The organism is Fusibacter sp. JL298sf-3, from assembly GCF_053842995.1.
The window spans coordinates 1,673,728-1,693,641 of record NZ_CM132608.1 but is presented as its reverse complement, the minus strand read 5'-3'; the positions used below and the strand labels follow the sequence as shown (position 1 = coordinate 1,693,641).

General features: G+C 45.1%; 19 protein-coding genes and 1 pseudogene. 15 read left to right on the top strand and 5 right to left on the bottom strand.

The features are described 5' to 3' along the window. Positions 1–161: 161 nt before the first annotated feature. The 4 genes and pseudogenes from ACR6HW_RS08195 to fba form a co-directional block, all read right to left on the bottom strand. Positions 162–341, bottom strand: coding sequence for a GNAT family N-acetyltransferase (locus tag ACR6HW_RS08195; protein ID WP_455730871.1), 180 nt, complete (start codon positions 339–341; stop codon positions 162–164). Between the two features lie 417 nt (positions 342–758). Beyond that, positions 759–1,148, bottom strand: a pseudogene (locus ACR6HW_RS08190) (IS1380 family transposase); the annotation flags it as partial. A 497-nt stretch (positions 1,149–1,645) separates the two neighbouring features. After that, entirely contained in the window at positions 1,646–2,161 is a 516-nt protein-coding gene (locus ACR6HW_RS08185) for a peptidylprolyl isomerase (RefSeq protein ID WP_455730655.1), read from the bottom strand. Between the two features lie 70 nt (positions 2,162–2,231). Then, positions 2,232–3,164, bottom strand: coding sequence for a class II fructose-1,6-bisphosphate aldolase (gene fba / locus ACR6HW_RS08180; RefSeq protein WP_455730654.1), 933 nt, complete (start codon positions 3,162–3,164; stop codon positions 2,232–2,234). Between the two features lie 150 nt (positions 3,165–3,314). On the opposite strand from fba, the gene ACR6HW_RS08175 reads away from it, so the two are divergent. Both ACR6HW_RS08175 and ACR6HW_RS08170 read left to right on the top strand, forming a co-directional pair. Continuing rightward, a complete protein-coding gene (locus ACR6HW_RS08175) occupies positions 3,315–4,640 on the top strand; it encodes an RsmB/NOP family class I SAM-dependent RNA methyltransferase (protein WP_455730653.1) in 1,326 nt (441 codons plus the stop codon). Between the two features lie 13 nt (positions 4,641–4,653). Next, a complete protein-coding gene (locus tag ACR6HW_RS08170) occupies positions 4,654–5,379 on the top strand; it encodes a pseudouridine synthase (protein ID WP_455730652.1) in 726 nt (241 codons plus the stop codon). A 451-nt stretch (positions 5,380–5,830) separates the two neighbouring features. Here the strand turns inward: ACR6HW_RS08170 and ACR6HW_RS08165 are convergent, their stop codons facing one another. Next, complete coding sequence (locus tag ACR6HW_RS08165; protein WP_455730651.1) at positions 5,831–6,436, bottom strand: hypothetical protein; 606 nt, start codon at positions 6,434–6,436, stop codon at positions 5,831–5,833. 138 nt (positions 6,437–6,574) lie between these two features. On the opposite strand from ACR6HW_RS08165, the gene ACR6HW_RS08160 reads away from it, so the two are divergent. The 13 genes from ACR6HW_RS08160 (at position 6,575) to ACR6HW_RS08100 (ending at position 19,912) form a co-directional block, all read left to right on the top strand. Then, complete coding sequence (locus ACR6HW_RS08160) at positions 6,575–7,381, top strand: GNAT family N-acetyltransferase (RefSeq protein ID WP_455730650.1); 807 nt, start codon at positions 6,575–6,577, stop codon at positions 7,379–7,381. A gap of 10 nt (positions 7,382–7,391) precedes the next feature. Beyond that, positions 7,392–8,285, top strand: a complete 894-nt coding sequence (locus ACR6HW_RS08155) for an RluA family pseudouridine synthase (RefSeq protein ID WP_455730649.1) — start codon at positions 7,392–7,394, stop codon at positions 8,283–8,285. Between the two features lie 15 nt (positions 8,286–8,300). Beyond that, positions 8,301–9,113 carry a hypothetical protein gene (locus tag ACR6HW_RS08150; RefSeq protein ID WP_455730648.1) on the top strand — a complete coding sequence of 271 codons (813 nt, stop codon included), beginning with the start codon at positions 8,301–8,303 and terminating at the stop codon, positions 9,111–9,113. After that, positions 9,100–10,701, top strand: coding sequence for a uridine kinase family protein (locus ACR6HW_RS08145; RefSeq protein ID WP_455730647.1), 1,602 nt, complete (start codon positions 9,100–9,102; stop codon positions 10,699–10,701). Before ACR6HW_RS08150 ends, ACR6HW_RS08145 begins: the two co-directional genes overlap by 14 nt. A 14-nt stretch (positions 10,702–10,715) precedes the next feature. Continuing rightward, positions 10,716–12,296: a PP2C family protein-serine/threonine phosphatase gene (locus ACR6HW_RS08140; protein ID WP_455730646.1), complete on the top strand. Its 1,581-nt coding sequence runs from the start codon at positions 10,716–10,718 to the stop codon at positions 12,294–12,296. Positions 12,297–12,303: 7 nt separating this feature from the next. After that, on the top strand, positions 12,304–13,920 hold the full coding sequence (locus ACR6HW_RS08135) for an ABC transporter substrate-binding protein (protein ID WP_455730645.1): 1,617 nt from the start codon (positions 12,304–12,306) through the stop codon (positions 13,918–13,920). After that, on the top strand, positions 13,917–14,963 hold the full coding sequence (locus ACR6HW_RS08130; protein ID WP_455730644.1) for an epoxyqueuosine reductase: 1,047 nt from the start codon (positions 13,917–13,919) through the stop codon (positions 14,961–14,963). The genes ACR6HW_RS08135 and ACR6HW_RS08130 overlap by 4 nt, the downstream gene beginning before the upstream one ends. Before the next feature lie 85 nt (positions 14,964–15,048). After that, complete coding sequence (locus ACR6HW_RS08125; protein ID WP_455730643.1) at positions 15,049–16,236, top strand: glycine C-acetyltransferase; 1,188 nt, start codon at positions 15,049–15,051, stop codon at positions 16,234–16,236. 343 nt (positions 16,237–16,579) lie between these two features. Continuing rightward, positions 16,580–17,488, top strand: a complete 909-nt coding sequence (locus ACR6HW_RS08120; RefSeq protein WP_455730642.1) for a chemotaxis protein — start codon at positions 16,580–16,582, stop codon at positions 17,486–17,488. 309 nt (positions 17,489–17,797) lie between these two features. After that, positions 17,798–18,577 (top strand): OPT/YSL family transporter, encoded by a 780-nt coding sequence (locus tag ACR6HW_RS08115; RefSeq protein WP_455730641.1) that lies wholly within the window; start codon positions 17,798–17,800, stop codon positions 18,575–18,577. A gap of 42 nt (positions 18,578–18,619) precedes the next feature. Further along, entirely contained in the window at positions 18,620–18,940 is a 321-nt protein-coding gene (locus ACR6HW_RS08110) for a hypothetical protein (protein ID WP_455730640.1), read from the top strand. Then, positions 18,930–19,211, top strand: a complete 282-nt coding sequence (locus tag ACR6HW_RS08105) for a hypothetical protein (RefSeq protein WP_455730639.1) — start codon at positions 18,930–18,932, stop codon at positions 19,209–19,211. Before ACR6HW_RS08110 ends, ACR6HW_RS08105 begins: the two co-directional genes overlap by 11 nt. 161 nt (positions 19,212–19,372) lie before the next feature. Continuing rightward, positions 19,373–19,912 carry a helix-turn-helix domain-containing protein gene (locus ACR6HW_RS08100; RefSeq protein WP_455730638.1) on the top strand — a complete coding sequence of 180 codons (540 nt, stop codon included), beginning with the start codon at positions 19,373–19,375 and terminating at the stop codon, positions 19,910–19,912. Positions 19,913–19,914 lie beyond the last annotated feature (2 nt).

Sequence of the window (19,914 nt, the reverse complement as noted above, 5' to 3'; positions counted from 1 at the left end):
AAGTTTCCTTTTTGTTTCTTTAAAAACTTGTTAAATCAACGGTTATAAATTATGCAATTTTCTCAATTATTAAAATAATAAAGTACATCGTCATCTATTTGATTGGGATTTTTTTGTCCGCCGCATGTTTCATATAAGGCACAAGCTGGCAAATTGCTTTTTTATGTGCTTAGGAAAAATCGACATATGCTCAGGTGTGTTGTGGTTTCACGTAGATTTTCAATAAGGGTCCTGCCTATCCCCTGGCTATGATATTGAGGCAAAACACCGATTTCGTGAATGTAGAGCATATTCCCATTTGAATCCAAGTGATTAAGCTCATAACCATAAGCAAAACCGATAATTTTTCTTCTGCCAAAACGATTTTTAATCTGAAAGATTTAACTTTCTATAAATTTTTTCGCCCATAATAGTCCCCAGTTCAAAGTTTTATGTATACTTATATTACCATTTTAATAATAGGAGCCCTTTATGAAGAGTAGGTTTAAGGCATATAGTAGGGAGGCTGCTCATTTTATTGAAAATCAATTGGTGGACCTAAGTTCTGCGTCGTATTACGAAAATGATTTAAAATCCATATTTTCACCAAACCTACTAAAAATTCATCCAATTACTTGTACAGTTTAACATTTCAAGTCACCCCCTTTCAACAGCAACATTATGAATATTCAAACATCTCTTGATTTTAAGGATGTTTAATAAGCCTCTTTATTGCAGCCACATTAAAAATGAAATTTTTTGGCCATTCTTTTCAAAGCTCAACACAGGAATTTTTCATACACTTCCTTAAAAGGATATTTTCCTGAAAGCTTCATAATTACAGACTAGGCTGTTTTAGAGATTTTGGTAGCAATAAACACGTATTTTAAGAGAAGTATTTTTATTTGCCCAGAATGATTTCAAAAACAAGTGGCCGACTGCCATATCGTACTTTGCTTCTTTGAATACAGTTTTTAGCATTTTCAAGTTTTTCATAGGAGAGAACCTCGGTTTCTGATTTTAGATTCGTATAGGCTTAACTGGCTCTTTTTCTTCCACGGATTAAATTCTATAAGCATTTCAGCGGTTTCTCTACCGCCTATACCTTGAAGAAATACAATAGATGAAGCAGTCACTTGGGAGACAAGTGTTGCATAGACTTTAGCTTTGTAAAATGACCGTAGAGCATGGTCTTGATATGAATCATTTTAATTTGTTTACAAAAGCACTTTCAAAAGAGAGATCATTTTCAATCAACTCAAAAATACCGTTGTATTGAGTGTTCTCTATCATCGGAATTGGAAAAAGTCCAGTATTTGAGTAGTAGAGTTCAGATATATGATAAATCGATCATTGGGCACAGGTTGAAACACCAAAAATGAGCTCTAAATGGAATGTGGAGAGCATCCGACAGAGCAAACCTGAAATACGAAATAACGACAAATACGGTACAAGAGACTCAAGGGCAAATGAACCTTTGGTCTTTCTGAATTTTGGTAAGGCGTATTGCATGAAGTGCATAATTGTGTGAGAAGAGACTTGATTTAAATACCAATATCTTGAAAAAATGCTGTTGCCTATCTTGTTTCATATCAGATTTGCAACAGCACCTAGATTATTATATTAAGAAAATATGCTTAAGACCTCGTTGAGAATCTAACACACCTTAAAACTTCTGAACTTCCCCGATGACGTATCCTTCAAGTGCGACGTCGACTTTTTCGATGACGATGTCTTCAAGCGGTCTGTCGCCGTAGTTGGTTTGCACAGAAGCAATCTCGTCGACGACGTCGAGGCCTTCGATGACTTTGCCGAAAGCGGCGTAACTGCCGTCGAGATGTGGTGAGTTCTTGTGCATAATGAAGATTTGGCTACCGGCGCTGTTCGGGTTTTGCGAACGCGCCATTGAGAGCACGCCTTCAGTGTGCTTGAGGTCGTTTTTAACGCCGTTAGACGTAAACTCACCGAGTATGCCATAGCCTGGGCCACCCATGCCAGTGCCGTCGGGACAGCCGCCTTGGATCATAAAGCCTTTGATGACGCGGTGAAAGATCAGGCCGTTGTAAAAGCCGTCTTGTGCAAGTGTCAAGAAGTTGTTGACGCTGGTAGGCGCAACCTCAGGGTACAGTTCAGCAGTCATGGTGCCGTAACCTTTTACGTGGAATGTTACTTTAGGGTTCATCTCTTACCTCCATAAGGGTATTTTGGCGAAACAAAACCACCGCTCGGGTGGTTTTATTCCAGCATTTTTTTTATTGATCGCTACCGAGCACGTTGACAATCTTATGTTTTACCATGCCGTAGATAGCTTCTCTAGCAGGAGCTAAATATTTTCTAGGGTCGAAGTTCTCAGGATTTTCTGCGAGTTCACGACGAATAGTACCGGTGAGGGCAAGTCTTAAATCGGAATCGATGTTAATCTTGCAAATACCGTACTGAGCCGCTTCTCTAAGCATTTCCTCAGGACATCCTTTGGCGTCTTTTAATTGGCCGCCGTATTGGTTACACATCTCGACGTATTCAGGAATAACTGAAGACGCGCCGTGTAATACGAGCGGGAAGCCTGGGAGAAGGTCTGAAATCTTTTTAAGTCTTTCGATGTCGAGTTTAGGATCTGAATCGGCAGCAAATTTGTAAGCACCGTGGCTTGTACCGATGGCAATTGCCAAAGAGTCACAGCCTGTGCGTTTGACGAAATCCACAGCTTGATCAGGGTCGGTGTACGTTGCATCTTCAGCAGAGACGTTGACGGCATCTTCGATACCGGCCAATCTGCCGAGTTCCGCTTCTACGACAACACCTTTTGAGTGTGCGTAGTCGACAACTTGCTTGGTGAGTGCGACGTTTTCCTCATAAGAGAGGTGAGAACCGTCGATCATCACAGATGTGAAGCCGTCGTCGATGCAGGCTTTACAGATTTCAAAGTTCTCGCCGTGGTCGAGGTGAAGTGCGATATCGAGCTCTGGATGCTCTTCAAGTGCAGCTTCAACAAGTTTTTTTAGGTAAACAGGGCTTGCGTACTTGCGCGCACCTGCAGATACCTGAAGAATTAACGGCGATTTGGTTTCAGCGGCAGCTTTGATAATCCCTTGGATAATCTCCATGTTGTTGACGTTAAAAGCACCGACTGCGTAGCCACCTTCATAGGCTTTTTTAAACATTTCTTTTGTAGTTACTAATGGCACTCTAATCACTCCTTTTGGGTAATGGACTTGACGTCCTAGATTAAGTGCAATTCTCAATGACAAGTATAACAATTTCCTGCTATATATGATATTATAAAGCATATCACATGAATTTACTAGAGATTGAGCAAAAAAGATTTGGAGAAAGAGATGGCATTTCCAGAAGAATTTGAGCGCCGAATGCAGGCGACTTTAAAGGCGACGTACGAGGCCTTTTTGAAATCGTACGACAGACCGCCGTGTGTAGGGCTAAAAGTCAACACGCAAAAGATAGATGTTGAGACGTTTGTCGAACGTTTCCCCTACCGGCTGACCCCTGTGCCGTGGGCAACTGACGGCTTTTACTACAATCCCGAGGATCCGGTGACCAAGCACCCGTATTTTTATGCCGGTCTCTACTATATACAGGAGCCCTCTGCAATGGCGCCTGCGAACATTTTGAAACCGTCGCCTGGAGACACGGTACTGGATTTGTGTGCGGCACCGGGCGGCAAATCGATGCAGTTGTCTAATTTTATTGAAGACGACGGCCTGCTGGTGTCCAACGACATCAATGAGACGCGTATAAAAGCTGTACTTCGCAACGCAGAGCGCTTCGGCATTCGCAACATAGTCGTTTTAAACGATGCCCCTGATAAAATCGCCAAAATTATCGGTCGCCAATTCGACGCTGTACTCGTCGATGCACCGTGTTCTGGAGAGGGGATGTTTAAAAAGGACCCGAAGGCAGAACGCGCGTGGCACGCGTTTGGGCCCACCAAATGCGCCGAAATGCAACGTGAAATATTGGCTTCGATTCCGGAACTCGTCGTGGCAAGCGCCCGTATGGTTTACGCGACCTGTACCTTTGCACCTGAGGAAAATGAAGATCAAATGAAGGCATTTACAGATGAATACGAGGTGTTTAAGCCCCTTAACATTACAAGCGACGTCTTGACTGTCGACGGTCATATGGCACGGATATGGCCCCATCTACACGATGGTGAAGGTCATTTCTTTTGCGCCCTGAAAGTCGAAGGGGCGGGACAGGCGTCAAAAGTGCTAAAAAGTACTCAGGCGTCTCCTGTACCACCGGTTTTTGAGGCATTTATGAAGGCGCACATTGCACCGGGCGCTTTACCTGGCTGTATAGAAGTTTCTAAAGATAAGGTGTACTTGCGACCCGAAAGGCGCTTGCCGCTAAAAGGGCTCCGCGTGGTTCGCGAAGGCCTTTTGCTCGGCGAACTCAAAAAAAATCGCTTTGTGCCGAGTCAAGCGCTGGCAATGGCGTTGACTAAAGGGGCATTTGAACCGACGCTGGATCTGTCTTCTGACAGTTTGGACGTCGTCAAATATTTAAAAGGCGAAACCCTTCAAGTGGAGGCGGCCCCCAACGGGCTTCATCTCGTCTGTGTCGACGGTTACCCTCTGGGGTTCGGAAAGGTTGCGTCTGGTATGTTAAAGAATATGTATCCCGCTTCATGGCGGATGATGTAAAGGAGTCAAAACAATGGGAGAAAAAATGCGTCTCGACAAGCTCTTGTCCAATATGGGGAAGGGGTCGAGAACCGATGCAAAAAATGCGCTGAAAAACGGTTATGTCAAGGTCAATGGTGAAACTGTAAAGCTGGGAAAGACAAAAGTAGATTTGTCCGATGACGTCGTCACATACCTCGGTGAACGCATCGTTTATGAAAAGCACACGTACCTGATGCTCCACAAGCCGGAGGGGGTTATCTCTGCGACTGAGGACAACCGACACCAGACGGTCATCGACCTTTTGGAAGCGCCTTACAATCAGATGGGGCTCTTCCCCGTGGGGCGACTGGACATCGATACAGAGGGGCTGTTGCTTCTCACCAACGACGGCGGGCTCGCCCATCGGTTGCTTTCGCCAAAAAAACACGTGAGCAAGCGGTATTACGCACGTGTTGAGGGCAATGTGGACACAGAGGCCATTCGCGCGTTTGAAGCGGGGGTCGTACTGGAAGACGGGTACAAATGTCTGCCGGCGATACTGGAGATTCTGTCTTGCGACGGAAAATGTGCTGAAACGGAAGTGGTCATTGTCGAAGGCAAATTTCATCAAGTCAAGCGGATGTTTGAGGCGGTGGGCGCAAAGGTCACTTATCTCAAGCGCCTCGAGATGGGAGCGCTTGTGCTGGATAAGGAGCTGCCTATAGGCGCTTACCGCAGGCTGACGGATGAAGAACTCAATCACCTAAACGCCCACTAAATAAGGAAGACACCGTTAAAATCTCACGACACTGTTCCGCATTGTCGTCGATAGTTTGCCTTGCACGGATACAGATTATCTGGCATTTTTAATTAAATCTCAACGAGACGGGATACTAGACTTTAGAGCGTCGCTGTATTTACTGCTGCGCTCTTTTTGTATGTGCTTCGCCTTTCGTGGCGACTTTTATCTTGAAGTCGGAAGGGACTTTTGCCACTAAAAAACCGACCGCCTAGAAATCGGAGTGTTCACTCTGACTCTTGGGGGGTCGGTTCATCGTATCTGGTGTCTTGTATCGTATACGTTTTTAAAACGGCTCATCTACGCCTGATGAGTGCAGTTTAAAATCCCTAGACGCTATCTCGAATGGTCGTTTACTCGAGTACGGATACAAACGACTGAGCACTTGTAATTAAGTTTGGCAAGACCGTATACGAGGTGTTTTCAGTGCCTATCGGCCTTTTCCAATTAGAACGTTGATAATGGTGTCCAAAGTATCGGCCTTGCTGATTTTAAAGTCACCCGCAATCAATCGGTTGTCGACACCGAGTTCAATGATGCGCTGTGTAAAATCGTTGGCGTTCTTTATAAACCCTTCTTTTTCAAGTTTTTGACCGATGCTGTAACCCGATGCGCCGGGATCGACAGTAAAGACCAAAAGCTCTGTTGAAGGCGTTTCCGGTTCTTCAGTTTCGCTATCGGTGGCGTCTGCATCCGTACCGCCATCCGTGCCGCCGGCAGTATCACCATCTGTACCGTCACCTGATTCAGAAGGTGTGCCGTCGGTTTCCGGTGCAGTGTTTTCACCGGCGTCTGTCCCCGTGCCATCAGTTGTGCCGTCGCCAGTTGTATCGCCTGTGTTAGCACCGGTATCAGGAGTGGATGTGTCAGGGGTTTCCGGCTCTTCAGATTCAATCGGCAGGGCAGATAAGTCGGTGTCGGGGCTCAATGTATCGGAAATTTTCCATGAAACGGCGTAAAAGATGACACCGATAATAATTAATGACAGTACCATATCGCTGATATCGTAAAAAAAGTTCTTGATTTTGTCCAGCATAGTCTCCTCCAGTTGTGCATCTGCTCTCGGTAGTAATGTTAAGTCTACCACTAGAATATCACAAAATAAAGAGAATCTCAAAGTATTGTTCTTTCCAAAACGATTACTTTCATGTTACAATTTTTTATGAGGTGTATCATGTTTAGAAAAATAGTAGAAGAAGATTTAGAAACAGTTTGGAGATATCTCGATGCCTCAAAAGCGGAGAGTTTTTATTTCAATAAACTAAAAGACGGATTGAAATCAGAAGAATACTTAATTGGGTATTTTGAGGCGGGAGCGTTGAAAGGGTTGATGTATTATACGGTGACGCGTGCCCTTATCGTTCATTTTGAGTCTAAAGGCGCCTTTGCCAGACTCGACCTTTTAAAACTGATTAAGCAACTAAAGCCGCGGTATATCAAAGGCGATTACAAAAGTGTCGCAGGCTTATACAAAGTCCTATATCGAACGTTTAGAAGCGATGTGGTTACACAAGTGACGTTGATGCAAGGCGTCGATGTCGAGGGCGATGAGGCGCTTGTGTGCGCAGATGTGGAGACTGTACGACAGGCGTTAAATAAAGACGTTCAGTTTATATTAGAGGTCAACCGACATTTTGGAAGGGTAAATGCACCGATAAACGACATTCAAAAGATGGTGATGGGGGAGTTCCTAGAGGAACAACGCGTCTTTGTTGTACGAGACGAACGCTTTATCGCCCAGGGGCTTATTGAAGAAGAAGGACTGGATTACGCCGTTATCGGTGGCATCTACGTCGCACCGACATGGCGCCGAAAAGGGGTGGGACGCAAATTGTCTATAGCGTTGACACAGAGAGTGAAGGCGCGTGGAAAAACGCCTTACTTGTTTGTTCGAACAGAAAATGGCGTCGCCAGTGAACTTTATGAAAAAATTGGGTATAAGGTGGTAGGTCCTTATACCATTGTCGAAATAGAATTTTAAGTGAGGCAAGATGAAAGAAATTATTATTAGAGAAGATGCTGCCAACCAAAGGCTGGATCGGTATCTGACAAAGTATTTAAACGATACGACGCGCAGCAACATCTACAAGCTTATACGCAAAAAGGTGTTTAAAGTCAACGGCGTCCGAGTCAAAGAGGACTACTTTTTGAAAGCGGGAGACACACTTTCAATTTACTTGGCAGATGAAACGCTGGCGGGTCTTGTAAAACCTGTAGAGGTCGTCAAACCTGAAAACAGCGGTCTCGACATCGTCTACGAAGACGAACAGCTTCTCGTGGTCAACAAGCCGAAGGGGCTTTTGACACATCCCGATCACTCGGAGTTCAAGAATACGCTTGCGACGCGGGTTCAGTACTATTTGAAACATCTGTGTACAAATACGTTTAGGCCGGCGCCGATTCATCGTCTGGACAAAAACACCAGCGGTCTCGTTATCTTCGCCAAGACCTATGAGGCGCTTAAGCACTACAATGCCTGCATGCGATCGAGAACCGTGGAGAAGTATTACCTTTGCATCGTCGAGGGTCGGGTTCGAGAAGCCGGTGAAGTGAAAGGCTATCTGATTAAGGACAGCGAAAAGAACAAGGTGCGCATCGTACAGAAAGATGTCGATGAGGCAAAATTTTGTCATACGCTCTATACCCCGCTGAAGGTGGCTAAAGGCTATACGCTGGTTGAGGTTCAGCTCATCACTGGTAGAAGTCATCAAATTCGCGCGAGTATGCAACTTATTGGACACCCCATTGTGGGAGATGTCAAATACGGTGCTAAGCGACAGTTGGGTGTTAAAAATCAGCTTCTCCACAGTCACCGAATGGTGCTCGAAGGTCAGACTTTTAAAGCAGGGTGTAACGAAATTGAGGCGTTTTTAGAAAACTTGTAAAAAGAGGTGGTCGATGTGTTTGCGTCTTATCCGGTATTTGTTAAATTATTAGAGCGTTACGACTATGGTGGCGCCTTGTTGCTTTTAAAGGACGAGGGGCTCCACGACACCGACGCAGCGCATGTTGTCGATTCCTGTCGGCATGCGGTGAACTTTAATTTTACAGAGGCGCTCAGCAGCATTCAAAACGTCAATACTGCTAGACAAGACGATGCATCGTATCAGCTGTTACTCGATAATTTGAAGGCTTTAAACGGCGGCGAACCGGAAGCGCTGTTGTCGGAACTGCTGGAAAATTTAAAGTTTCAAATTGTCAATGAAGAGTACATCGACTTTCTGGGCAGGGTCTATCGATTCAAGGAAGCGGTGTACAAATACTTATTTTTAAAAACCCAGATGAAAGATCGACCGTTTACGTTTCAATCGAGGTTTATGCAGAAAAAAGAAATTTTAAAGGTGTTGCGCAACCACTACAAGATTTACAACAACCACCTGGTTTATGCACTGAACAGCTATTTTCATAAATACGTTAAAAACGATAGTGCCATCGACACGGTTTTAGAGACCATGAATACGAAAGAAATGAACCAATTGATCGAATTGCGACACGACTCGCTAATCGGTCATGGCTTTAAGGGGGTCAGTTTAGAAGAAATTCAAAGAGTTTACGGCGACCCCTACCACGTACTCGACGATTTCAAAGCGTGTATTAAAGCGTTGCATATCTCAGTGTTTCGCTACAAGTACTCGGTAATCAATGAGTTCGTGCTCAATTGGCTCAACGACGAGATAAGAGACGGAGGAGGTAATACCAGTGAAAACCTATGAAGAGTTAGTGAAAACCCATCAACAAGCTGATGCGCCACAAATTGTCGCCGTACGTTGTGGGAATGTATTAAAAGAACTGACGCAAACGTATGACGACACTTGCGATATAACTTGGGTCACACTCGCCATGTCCGACGGCGTTCGCATATACCAAAGAAGTTTGACGTTTTTATTGATACGCTCTGCCATTGCGCTTTTTAAAGGTATTAAGGTGCGCGTTGAACATTCGCTGAGCAAAGGTCTCTACTGTGAGTTCGATTACGAAAGGCGTTTAACGCATGAAGATTTTGACGCAATCAAAGAACAAATGTGGGCGTATGTCGAAGCTGATGTGCCTTTTGAGAAGTTCACAAGCACTATTGAAGAAGCACAGGATGTCTTTGAGTCGTACCATATGATGTCGAAGGTCGACCTTTTAAAGTATAGAGAAAAAGACTATATTCGCCTCTATGATTGCGATGGGGTGAAGAATTATTTCTACGGCTACATGGTACCCAGTGCCGGCTATTTAAGGCATTTTGACTTAATTCGATACGACGAGGGCGTCATTTTAATGCACCCGACTGTGGAATCGCCACTCGGCGTGCCAGCTTTTGTGGAATCGCCTAAAATCGCTGAGGTTTTCAGCGAGGCGAACCGATGGAGCTCCATTATGAACATCAGTTACGTGAGCAATCTCAACGACGTCATTCGCTCGGGTAAGTATAGAGAGTTGATTCAAACGGCAGAAGCCCTACATGAAAAGAAAATTGCATTTATCGCAGATGAAATCACACGACGCAACAAGCGGGTCATCTTAATTGCAGGGCCTTCTTCCTCCGGCAAGACGACTTTTGCCAACCGACTGAGGATTCAGCTCAGAGTTAATGGCCTTAACCCGATAACGCTTTCGACGGACAATTATTTTGTCAATCGAGACAAGACGCCTCTGGACGAAAACGGCAAATACGATTTTGAATCTCTAGATGCGGTAGACACAGAACAGTTTAACCTCGACTTAAGTGCGCTCTTAGAGGGAAAAGTCGTCGAACTGCCGACGTTTAATTTCCATAAGGGCGAGCGCGAGTACCTCGGCAATAAGCTCCAAATTGCTGAAAATCAACCGATTATCATCGAAGGCATACACGGTCTCAACGACGCTTTGACTAAGGGCATCTACCAAAAGGAAAAGTTTAAGATTTACGTCAGCGCGTTGACCCAGCTCAACATCGACGAGCACAACCGCATCCCGACGACGCAGACGCGCCTTTTGAGACGCATAGTCAGAGACAATCAGTTTAGAGGACACAGTGCGAAGCGCACCATTGAAATGTGGCCTTCTGTTCGCAGAGGAGAAGAACGCAACATCTTCCCATTCCAAGAGCGCGCCGATGAAATCTTCAACACATCACTGCCTTATGAGTTCGCCGTATTAAAAAAACACGCGTTGCCGTTGCTGGAGGCCATTGAACCGGCTGACCCTGAATACACGGAAGCGTTGATGCTTAGAAAGTTTTTAAGTTATTTTGAATCCATCGATGACGATGACATCGTACCGAGTATCAGTATCTTAAAAGAGTTTATCGGCGGCAGTGGATTTGATTTATAGCATGGGAGGCGGAAATGGAAATCCTTAAAGGGCTTAAAAAATACATTCCTTCGTTAATGGTTCTCGTGGCTATACTCGTTTTTAACAGAATGGTTATTTTTGAGAACTATATGCTGGTGGGGAAGCCCTACTTATCAAAAGTGATTTTCATTACCGCCATATTGTTTACGTTGCTGGCTAACGCCTCGTATTACAGTAATAGAGCTAAAATCGAAAAGCGGTTTATCATCTTCTCATTGCTCTCATTCGTCATGGTGACCAACTTGTTTGTGAGTTTGGGATTTGTTTTTAGAGGGCTGCGCGTTCATTTTTACGACATTCTCTTTTGGATGTCCCTCGGGCGTTTTATCTTTGCGCTAGGGTATCTTGAGGCGTCGGGCACCTCTCGGTTCGTGATAATTTTCAACCGCATCTCCAGGTTTATTGGTGCGGTGGTTCTCATTGTAGGCGTGGAGTATATTCTCTATAAGATTTGGGCGTATCAGTTTGCTCAGAGTTTGACCCTTTTATTTGTTTTAGATGTGGGCACCAGTGTGTTGATGCTGGTCACCGTAATCAATGCCTTTGCGCAAATGCGCATCGACACGTACATCGAATCCATGGTCGGCGGTGGGATGTTTCTTGTGGCACAGGTATATTTTACTTTGATGCCGTACAAAGTTCCGAACTTGATCCAAGGAATGCTGTTGATGTCCATGGCGGTGTTGTATTTTTTCACGTACCTCAACAAGTTGAACAGCACGGTGCCGAAACGCGAGAGCGAGCAATTGAAGCGCCAGTTCAATATGTATGCTAAAAACTTGAAGAAAATCATCGATAAGAAGACCATTCAGTTAATCGAAGTTAACGATAAGTTTATGGAAGAGCTGGCGTATGCTAAGAAAATTCAGCAATCGCTCTTGCCTGAAAATCGCGTGATGTTTCGAGATGTTCAAATTGTATCAGGGTATTTCCCCTGCGAGCAGGTCAGCGGTGATTTCTACGATGTCTATCGCATCGATGAAGACAACGTGGCGCTGTACGTCCTCGATGTGGCCGGACACGGCATATCGGCGGCTTTGATGACGATGTTCAGCAACAACTACCTCAAGTCCAATGAGCAGAATCTCAAGCGCTACAGGGGCATGCGTCCCGATGTGAATTTGCAACAATTTTACAAGGAATTTAACAAAATGAATTTTCCGGATGAGATGCACATGGTCATCTTTTACGCGACTTTAGACCTCAGCCGAAAGGTGTTGACGTATTGCTCCGGAGGAATGAATTGCGCGCCGATTCGCATCAAGGCAAAAGGCGGCTACGAGATTTTGGAAGACAGCAGCGGTTTTGCTATCTGTAAACTCGACGACTTCTTCACACCGGAGTTTAAAAGTGCACGCGTGCAGTTAGAATCCGGTGATCGCTTAATTTTTTACACAGACGGCTTAGTCGATGAGGAAAAAAACGGCATGTTCAACACGGAAGCTCTAATTGTGTTCTTAAACCGTTACAGGCATTTGGACATCGATACGGTTTACGGATTGCTCGAAGATAAAATTAAGCCGATTAAGGATACGTTAAACGACGACATAACGTTTGTACTGATGGAGGTATAGAACACGCATGAAGAAGAAAGTAACAGCCTTGCTCTTGGCAGGGCTTTTCGTCTTAGTGGGCTGCACGAAGACGTCGGATACAACTGAACCCAAGCCGCTGGCGCCGACAGCGCCGACTGCGGCTCTCGAAAATCCGGCTAGTGATCGCGGGGCAACACTCGCTATAGCGCTCCCGAGAACTGAGGAGCGTATCCAACCTTATGACCGCACCTATGTGACGCAGCAAACAGTGAACGACTTGCTTTATGAAGGGCTGTTGCGCATTGACGACAACGGCCTTGTGGAAAATGTTCTCGCTAGGCGCTATGAGTTGATTGAAGAGGAAGAACGCCTCGTTTTCTATTTGAAGGAGAACATCGCTTTTCACGACGGATCTCTGCTTACTGCAGAAGATGTTGCAGACGTTTACAATGCGGCAAAAATATCGCAGGACAGTTTGATCAACCGCCAATTTTTCGACAGGTTGGCAGAGGTGGAGGTATTAGATGTGTCTACAGTGGCGTTTAAAGTCGATGATTTTTCACATTACGATATGGCGCAGTTTGCTTTTCCCATCTATAAGTATCCGGACCTCGCACTGGATTTTGCCGCATACCACAACAGTATGCCTTTGGGGACAGGCCCTTACAAAGTGAGTGCAGTTCAACAGACACAGTGGGGGGTTGAGCGTTTTGAGTCGTACCGATTGGCAGATTACCCTGTTGAGCGCATTACGCTACACTTTGAAAACGAAGCCAAACGGCTTCAACTTTTGACACAGGGGGCCGTGGATTTGGCGCCGCTGACACCGTCGTTAACCAACGATATGGCACTTCGCGATACGCCGTTTTTAAAAGGGCTGGCGTACTTGACGCCTTTTACAGTAACTGTGGGGATGAATCACAAGCATGAACTGTTCCAATCGCTCGATTTTAGAAAGGCACTCGCCTACGCCATTGATAAAGAGCGCTTTGTTTCAGATTTTTGGCCGGAGGGGGGAGAAGTGGCTCACGGACCGGTGCCGAGCACACATCCGTATTACCCAAAGTCGCAAGCTTCAAATGTCTACAAATACGACCCCGTTCGCGCTTCTGAACTGTTGGAAGAAATGGGATTTCACTACGATGAAGAGACTCAACGGCGGTACAACGGCGACGAACCGATTGTTTTGACGTTAAATGCGTTTAACGACGTGGCGTGGGCGTATCATTTGGCGTACTTAATCAAGGAGAATCTCGAAGACATCGGCATCGAAGTCGAAGTGGTTCAATCGGATTTTGAGACGTTTAAAGCGGATGTCTTTGAAAAGCGGACATCGGATTTTTATATTATGGGGTGGCAGGTACCGATGCTCTACCCACCGGAATTGCTCTTCGGAAAAGGGGCGTACTACAATGCTGGCGCCTACGCCAGTGATGTGGCAAATGCCCTGTTTCATAAACTCAAACAGGACAGCGGTCGATCGGTTTACAGTAAGGATTTTGTAGAGTGGTTTCAATACGCCAACGAAGAGTTGCCGGTTCTATTTGTAGCGCATACGGGCGGTCTTTGGGGCGTTAACGAGAGAGTCAAAGGCGTTGAACCGACAACTTACACAACTGTTGTTCAGCAGATTAGGCACTGGTCCTTGGAGACTGACAAATGAACCACGAGAGGTTGACGGCCATTTGTATGGCGCATGGAATCGAACAGTTTGCACTTCTCAAAATCGATAAAGCGGCATACAATCGAATAAAGTCGCGAGAAGAAAATCTCATGAAAACGATGCACAGTCTTTCTTGTACGCATCCAATTGAAACGCGGTTTCTCTGCCTCAACACGCCTTATTCTGAAGCGGTTAAGACCCTATTGGTCGTATTGGCACCTTACGATGCGTTTGCACACGCGCAAAACGCTATTGGCGTCGTCGACGGGTTTGCCTACGGCTACGATTACCACACGCAGTTGCGCAGCCGATTGAGTGAAATCAGAGAGGAACTGGCGGCGTGTGAACCACTCGCTGAAAATGGTAGAGAACACGTGGATACGTCGCCTTATATCGACCGTGAAATTGCACTGTATGCGGGGCTCGGAAAGTATGGTAAAAATCATTTGTTGATTAATACGTGCTACGGTACGCAGTTTTTTATCGGTTACTTGACGTTTGATGTCGACCTCGGTTTTGAGGCCGACGCATACACCTCGGTCGTGACCGCTCCTGAGCTATACGACGGGTGTAAAATGTGCAGCCGCTGTGAACGCGTTTGCCCTGCCGGCATCTGCGGGGAGACCGGTCGAGATCCCGAAAAGTGTGTCGGCATGCTCACGCAGCTTAAGAGGCCCCTTACGGCACTCGAAATGTCTCAGATGGGGAACAGCCTTTACGGCTGTAGTTTGTGTCAGAACGTCTGTCCGTCAAACGCCGGTCTCAGGGCAATGCCTTTCTTTGAGTGCGTATCTGATGAAACGATTGATTACAGGACGTTTTTCAGTCTGACCAACAAGGCTTTTAAGCGGCGTTACGGCGGTATGGCCTTTTCGTGGCGCGGTCTTTGGGTGTATAAGCGCAACCTGCTTATCACCATGGGGAACACCGGCGATTCTGAGGCGCTGACTTTTTTAGAGGCGCACCCTGAAATTGCGGAGGACGACAGGCTGAAAGCGGCCTACACCTACGCGTGCTTTCAGTTGAGCAAACGGTTAAAATAATGTGATATTTATAGAAATGCTTAGCCATGCAAGGCAAATAAATGCTATACTAAAGGTGCAGAATAAATAATCTAGGAGGCTTCCTATGTCAAATGTACATGAACTAAAGTATTTGCAAGATCAAGTTCAAGACTTGAAAGATCAAGGCGTTTACCGCGTATTGCCTGTTTTAGAAGGGGCGAATGAAGCGGAAATTATGTTGAATGGCAAGAAAGTCATCAACCTATCTTCTAACAACTACTTGGGCTTTGCCAATCATCCGAGAATGAAGAAGGCGGCTATTGAAGCGGTAGAAAAATACGGCGTCGGTTCAGGAGCTGTTAGAACCATTATCGGGAACATGGACATCCACGAGTCTCTTGAAGTTAAACTGGCAAAATTCAAGAGAGAAGATGCCGTTATGGTTTTCCAATCGGGCTTTAACTGTAATGCCGGAGCCATTCAGGCGATTACCAACAAAGGCGACTTGATTATCTCAGACGAGCTCAACCACGCCAGCATTATCGACGGCGTGCGCCTTTCCAGAGCGGACAAAGCGGTGTTTAAGCACAGCGATATGGCAGATTTAGAGCGCGTTCTCGAAGAAAAAAGAGCGTCTTACAACAACTGTTTAATTATTACAGACGGTGTATTCAGTATGGATGGCGACATTGCCAAATTACCTGAAATCGTTGAACTCGCTGAAAAGTACAACTGTATGACGTATGTAGACGATGCACACGGTTCAGGGGTTCTTGGAGAAAACGGTCGCGGTACAGTTGACCATTTCGGCTTACACGGTAGAATCGATTTTACGATTGGCACGCTTTCAAAAGCTATTGGCGTTATCGGCGGTTACGTTGCCGGTAACAAAGTGATGAAAGAATGGTTGCTTCACAGAGGCCGCCCGCTTCTTTTCAGTACGTCACTACCGCCTGCTGCTGTTTGCGCCATTGAAGAAGCTGTAGACATCTTGTCATCGACTTCAGAGTACACAGATAGACTTTGGAACAACGCTAAAATCTTTAAAGAAGCTTTGGGCAAATTAGGTTTTGACATCGGTCACAGCGAGACGCCGATTACACCGGTTATCATTGGTGATGAGGCTAAATCAGTTGAGTTTTCAAAGCGCATGCTTGAAAAAGGCGTCTTTGTATCGCCGATTGTCTTCCCAACGGTACCAAAGGGAACCGGTCGTGTGAGATGTATGGTAACTGCAGGACACACAGAAGAACAATTGTTAAGAGCTGTGGGTATCTTCGAAGAAGTCGGTAAAGAAATGGGACTTCTTTAATCCACAGAACCCTATGGATACGATTAAATGGTTACAGCCTGTCGACGATGTCGACAGGCTGTACGTTTTTATACGACTGATGTTCTCGATGACAAAAAGAGGTAAGTTTTTAAGACAATGTCGTCGATAAATCTTATAGGTGTAAATCGTTTTGTTGCGGGTATAAAATAAATGTTTATAACAGCCTGTGAAATAGGTATAATAGATAAAAAGGCACATTGGACGGTTTTGTTAGAGCGTTGGATTGAGAAAACAGTGCGCAGTTTAAGGTGTGAAGCGCTTGGACAGTCGATTATCTGGAAGTCATTTTGTAAAAATAAGTTGTGTGGAGGGTGGAGAACATATGGATAACAAATCAGGTATTTTACTAGAATCAGGTACGGGTGAAGTCGAAATACTTCATTTTACAGTGGCAAATGTACACTACGCCATAAATGTCGTTAAAGTGAAAGAACTGCTGCAAATAGAGAATTTATCGAAGATTCCTAGTTCTCATCCGGCGGTTTCAGGGATTTCTCTTATTAGAGGCGAAATGATTTCTGTAGTGGATCTCATGTATGTCTTGGAGAATCGAAATAATGAAAAAGTTAAGAATGGCATGACGTTGGTCTGTGAGTTCAACCAAATCAAGGTGGGGTTTGCCATCGACGCAGTTTTGGGGATTCATAGAATCGGCTGGAAAGACATCTTAAAGCCCGATGATTTATCGACCAACTCGCTCATCATCGGAAACATCAATTTAAACGACCAGATTATCATGCTCCTCGACTTTGAAAAAGTGGTTATGGACATCAGTCCGAGTACAGGGATTCATGCCGACCGCGTTAAAGATATTGAAATGAAAGACCGTACAAAGAAAAAAATCGCATTGGCAGACGACTCGCCGATGATACGAAAAGTGCTCTTGGATACGTTGACGCGTGCCGGCTTTATCAACTTGAAGTTCTTTGACGACGGTCAAGAAGCGCTAGACTACATCGAGCTCCTGTTGGATAAAAAAGGTGAAGATTTCATGGACGATCTCGACCTCTTGATTACGGATATTGAGATGCCGAATTTAGATGGTCATTCGTTGACGCGTCGCATTAAAGAACATAAAGTTCTGAAAAACTTACCGGTTATTATCTTCTCTTCATTGATTACCAGCGATTTGCTACACAAAGGAGAAGCTGTCGGTGCCAATGCTCAGATGAGTAAGCCTGAAATCGAAGAGTTGGTACGCGTTATCGACGAAATCTTAGAAATTGAATAATGTGTCAAAACCGCCAGTAATCATGGCGGTTTTTTTAATCTAACAGATGCTTTAGGAAGCGGCTACAACTGTCGCAAGTACCGAAGAATACTGCAATTGCAGTGTTCTTTTTGCATGTAGAAGTGCCGCTTAAAGAGGATTTGGTGAACGGCGCTGTTCAAATGTTAAGCGCCTTAAATACTATGAGCCATCAACACAAGCCTTTTATTTCAGCAGACAAAGTGATTTCGGCGCCTATTCCGTCTGCGGTTATATCTATGGGCGTTATTTGCAGAATACTGAGAAAAGAGTCCATACTGGAAAATCAACATGGTTCAAAGCATTGGCTTTGCAGGAGAATCTTTGGCGGCAGGAGCGATTTTTACACTCCCCGCTATGTTTATTTGGATGAAAGAATGGGGAATGGGGACACCGAGCATTCTGGAAATTACATTTATTGCCCTTTCAGGAGAGCTTTTAGGGGTGCTGTTTTTAATTCCCCTTAGAAAGGTCTTAATTGTCAAGGAGCACGGCGTTTTAACTTACCATGAAGGCACTGCGTGTGCCGAAGTGTTCTTAGCCGGTGAAGAAGGCGGCGAAAAAGCAACCGTTACTTTTATTGGGCTAGGGGTTGGAGCAGTCTATAAGTTGATCACCGATGGTTTGAAACTGTTCCCTAGTGAAATCGAAACCGAGATTCCACGGTATCCTGGCGCGGCAATAGGCGCTGATGTGCTTCCAGCACTTCTTAGGGTGGTGTGCGTTTATTCTTTTAATTTTAAATATCGGCCGTATAGGCGATGTGATTATGTATCCTGCATCAGTCCCTATTCAGGAGTTGGGTTACTCAGGTGTATGGGACAACTATATTCGCTATGTCGGCTTACGGGGTTCCTCGTCCAATCCTGTTTCGGGGATGACTATGAAGGCATGATTGCAACACTGACGGTAGGTGCTATTATCTACGTCATTGCCGCCATTGCTGCAGGACTTGAAAACCGGATTCTTGGTCGGCGCAACGCCAAAAAGCAACAAATCGGCGAATTTGTCGGGGGCGTCGTGTTGGCACTTGCCATTGGGTATGTGTTGATACTTTTAAACAACGCTTAGGGCTTTGATGCCACCGAACAGCCATCGCCGCAGGCGACATTGATGCGACTCGTTGTCGAGGGGGGATGGGCGGCAATTTGCCTTGGGCACTTGTGTTTACAGGTGTTGGCATTGGAATTGCGATTGGACAGAAAAACAAAGAAGGCAACGGATGCTCAAGCTGAAAGTCTTGTAAAGCGCAAAATTGACTCCGGATTGATTGCAGGAGAGGGTTTAATCGGCATTTTGCTCGCCGTTTTTGCGGTTGCAGGCTTGGATGTGGCACTGGGAGAGGACTTGGGGCCGATAGGCGCGTTGGTGTTCTTTACGGGGTTAACCTTCTCTCTAGCGTATTTCTCTGTGTTCAGGAAGTTTGAACGTTAAGTCGGCAGTCTGTTTTGGAGTGTTGGTTACAAAGGGGGGAAGAAATGAGAAAATCAAATGGTATCAACTCGACAGCGGCTGTGTTCAGCTTCAAATACACCGAGACCGCTGTTTAGAGCGTGCTGTTCGCCTGTTGTTCAAAACGCCGACGACGATGAAAATCGATTTGGATGAATACGGGAGCTTTATATGGTGTCCATTGCAAGCGACTTCAAAAGCGCTGAAAAACATCGGCTTCAATTTTCCTCAATGTGCGATTTTTCACCCATAAAAAGCGCTTTTTTTTATGCGTAAAACATGCAAAAAAGTCTGCAATCCTCTATTGACGTGACTGGAGGTCTCTAGTATAATAAATCGAGTGAAAAGTTTAGTAATAATAAACTTATTGAATATTTCGAATGGAAAACGCAAGTTAGATTAAGGAGAACGGTTGTGAAAATTGGTGAAAAAATAAAGCGTCTAAGACTTGAAAACAACCTGACACAAGAAGAATTAGCAGATCGTTGTGAACTATCAAAAGGCTTTATTTCTCAGTTGGAACGCGATATGACATCGCCGTCCATTGCGAGTTTAGTCGATATTCTCGAAAGTCTTGGCACAAATTTGCAAGTCTTTTTTAGCGAGACAGTTGAAGAAAAAATCGTTTTTAAATCGGAAGATTTTTTTGAAAAAGAAGATGATACATTGGGTTATAAATTGGAGTGGATTATTCCCAATGCTCAAAAAAATATGATGGAACCCATTATGCTGACGCTGGCGCCAAATGGTGCTTATGAAACGCATGACCCGCATGAAGGCGAGGAGTTTGGCTACGTGCTTTCGGGTTCAGTGGTGGTGAGATTGGGAAGTAAGAAGTATGTCGCCAAAGCCGGCGATACGATTTATTACCAAGCCAATAGGAGCCACGACATCGTCAATAAAGGTAAGAGAGAAGCAAAAATTTTGCTAGTGGGGACGCCCCCTAATTTTTAAGT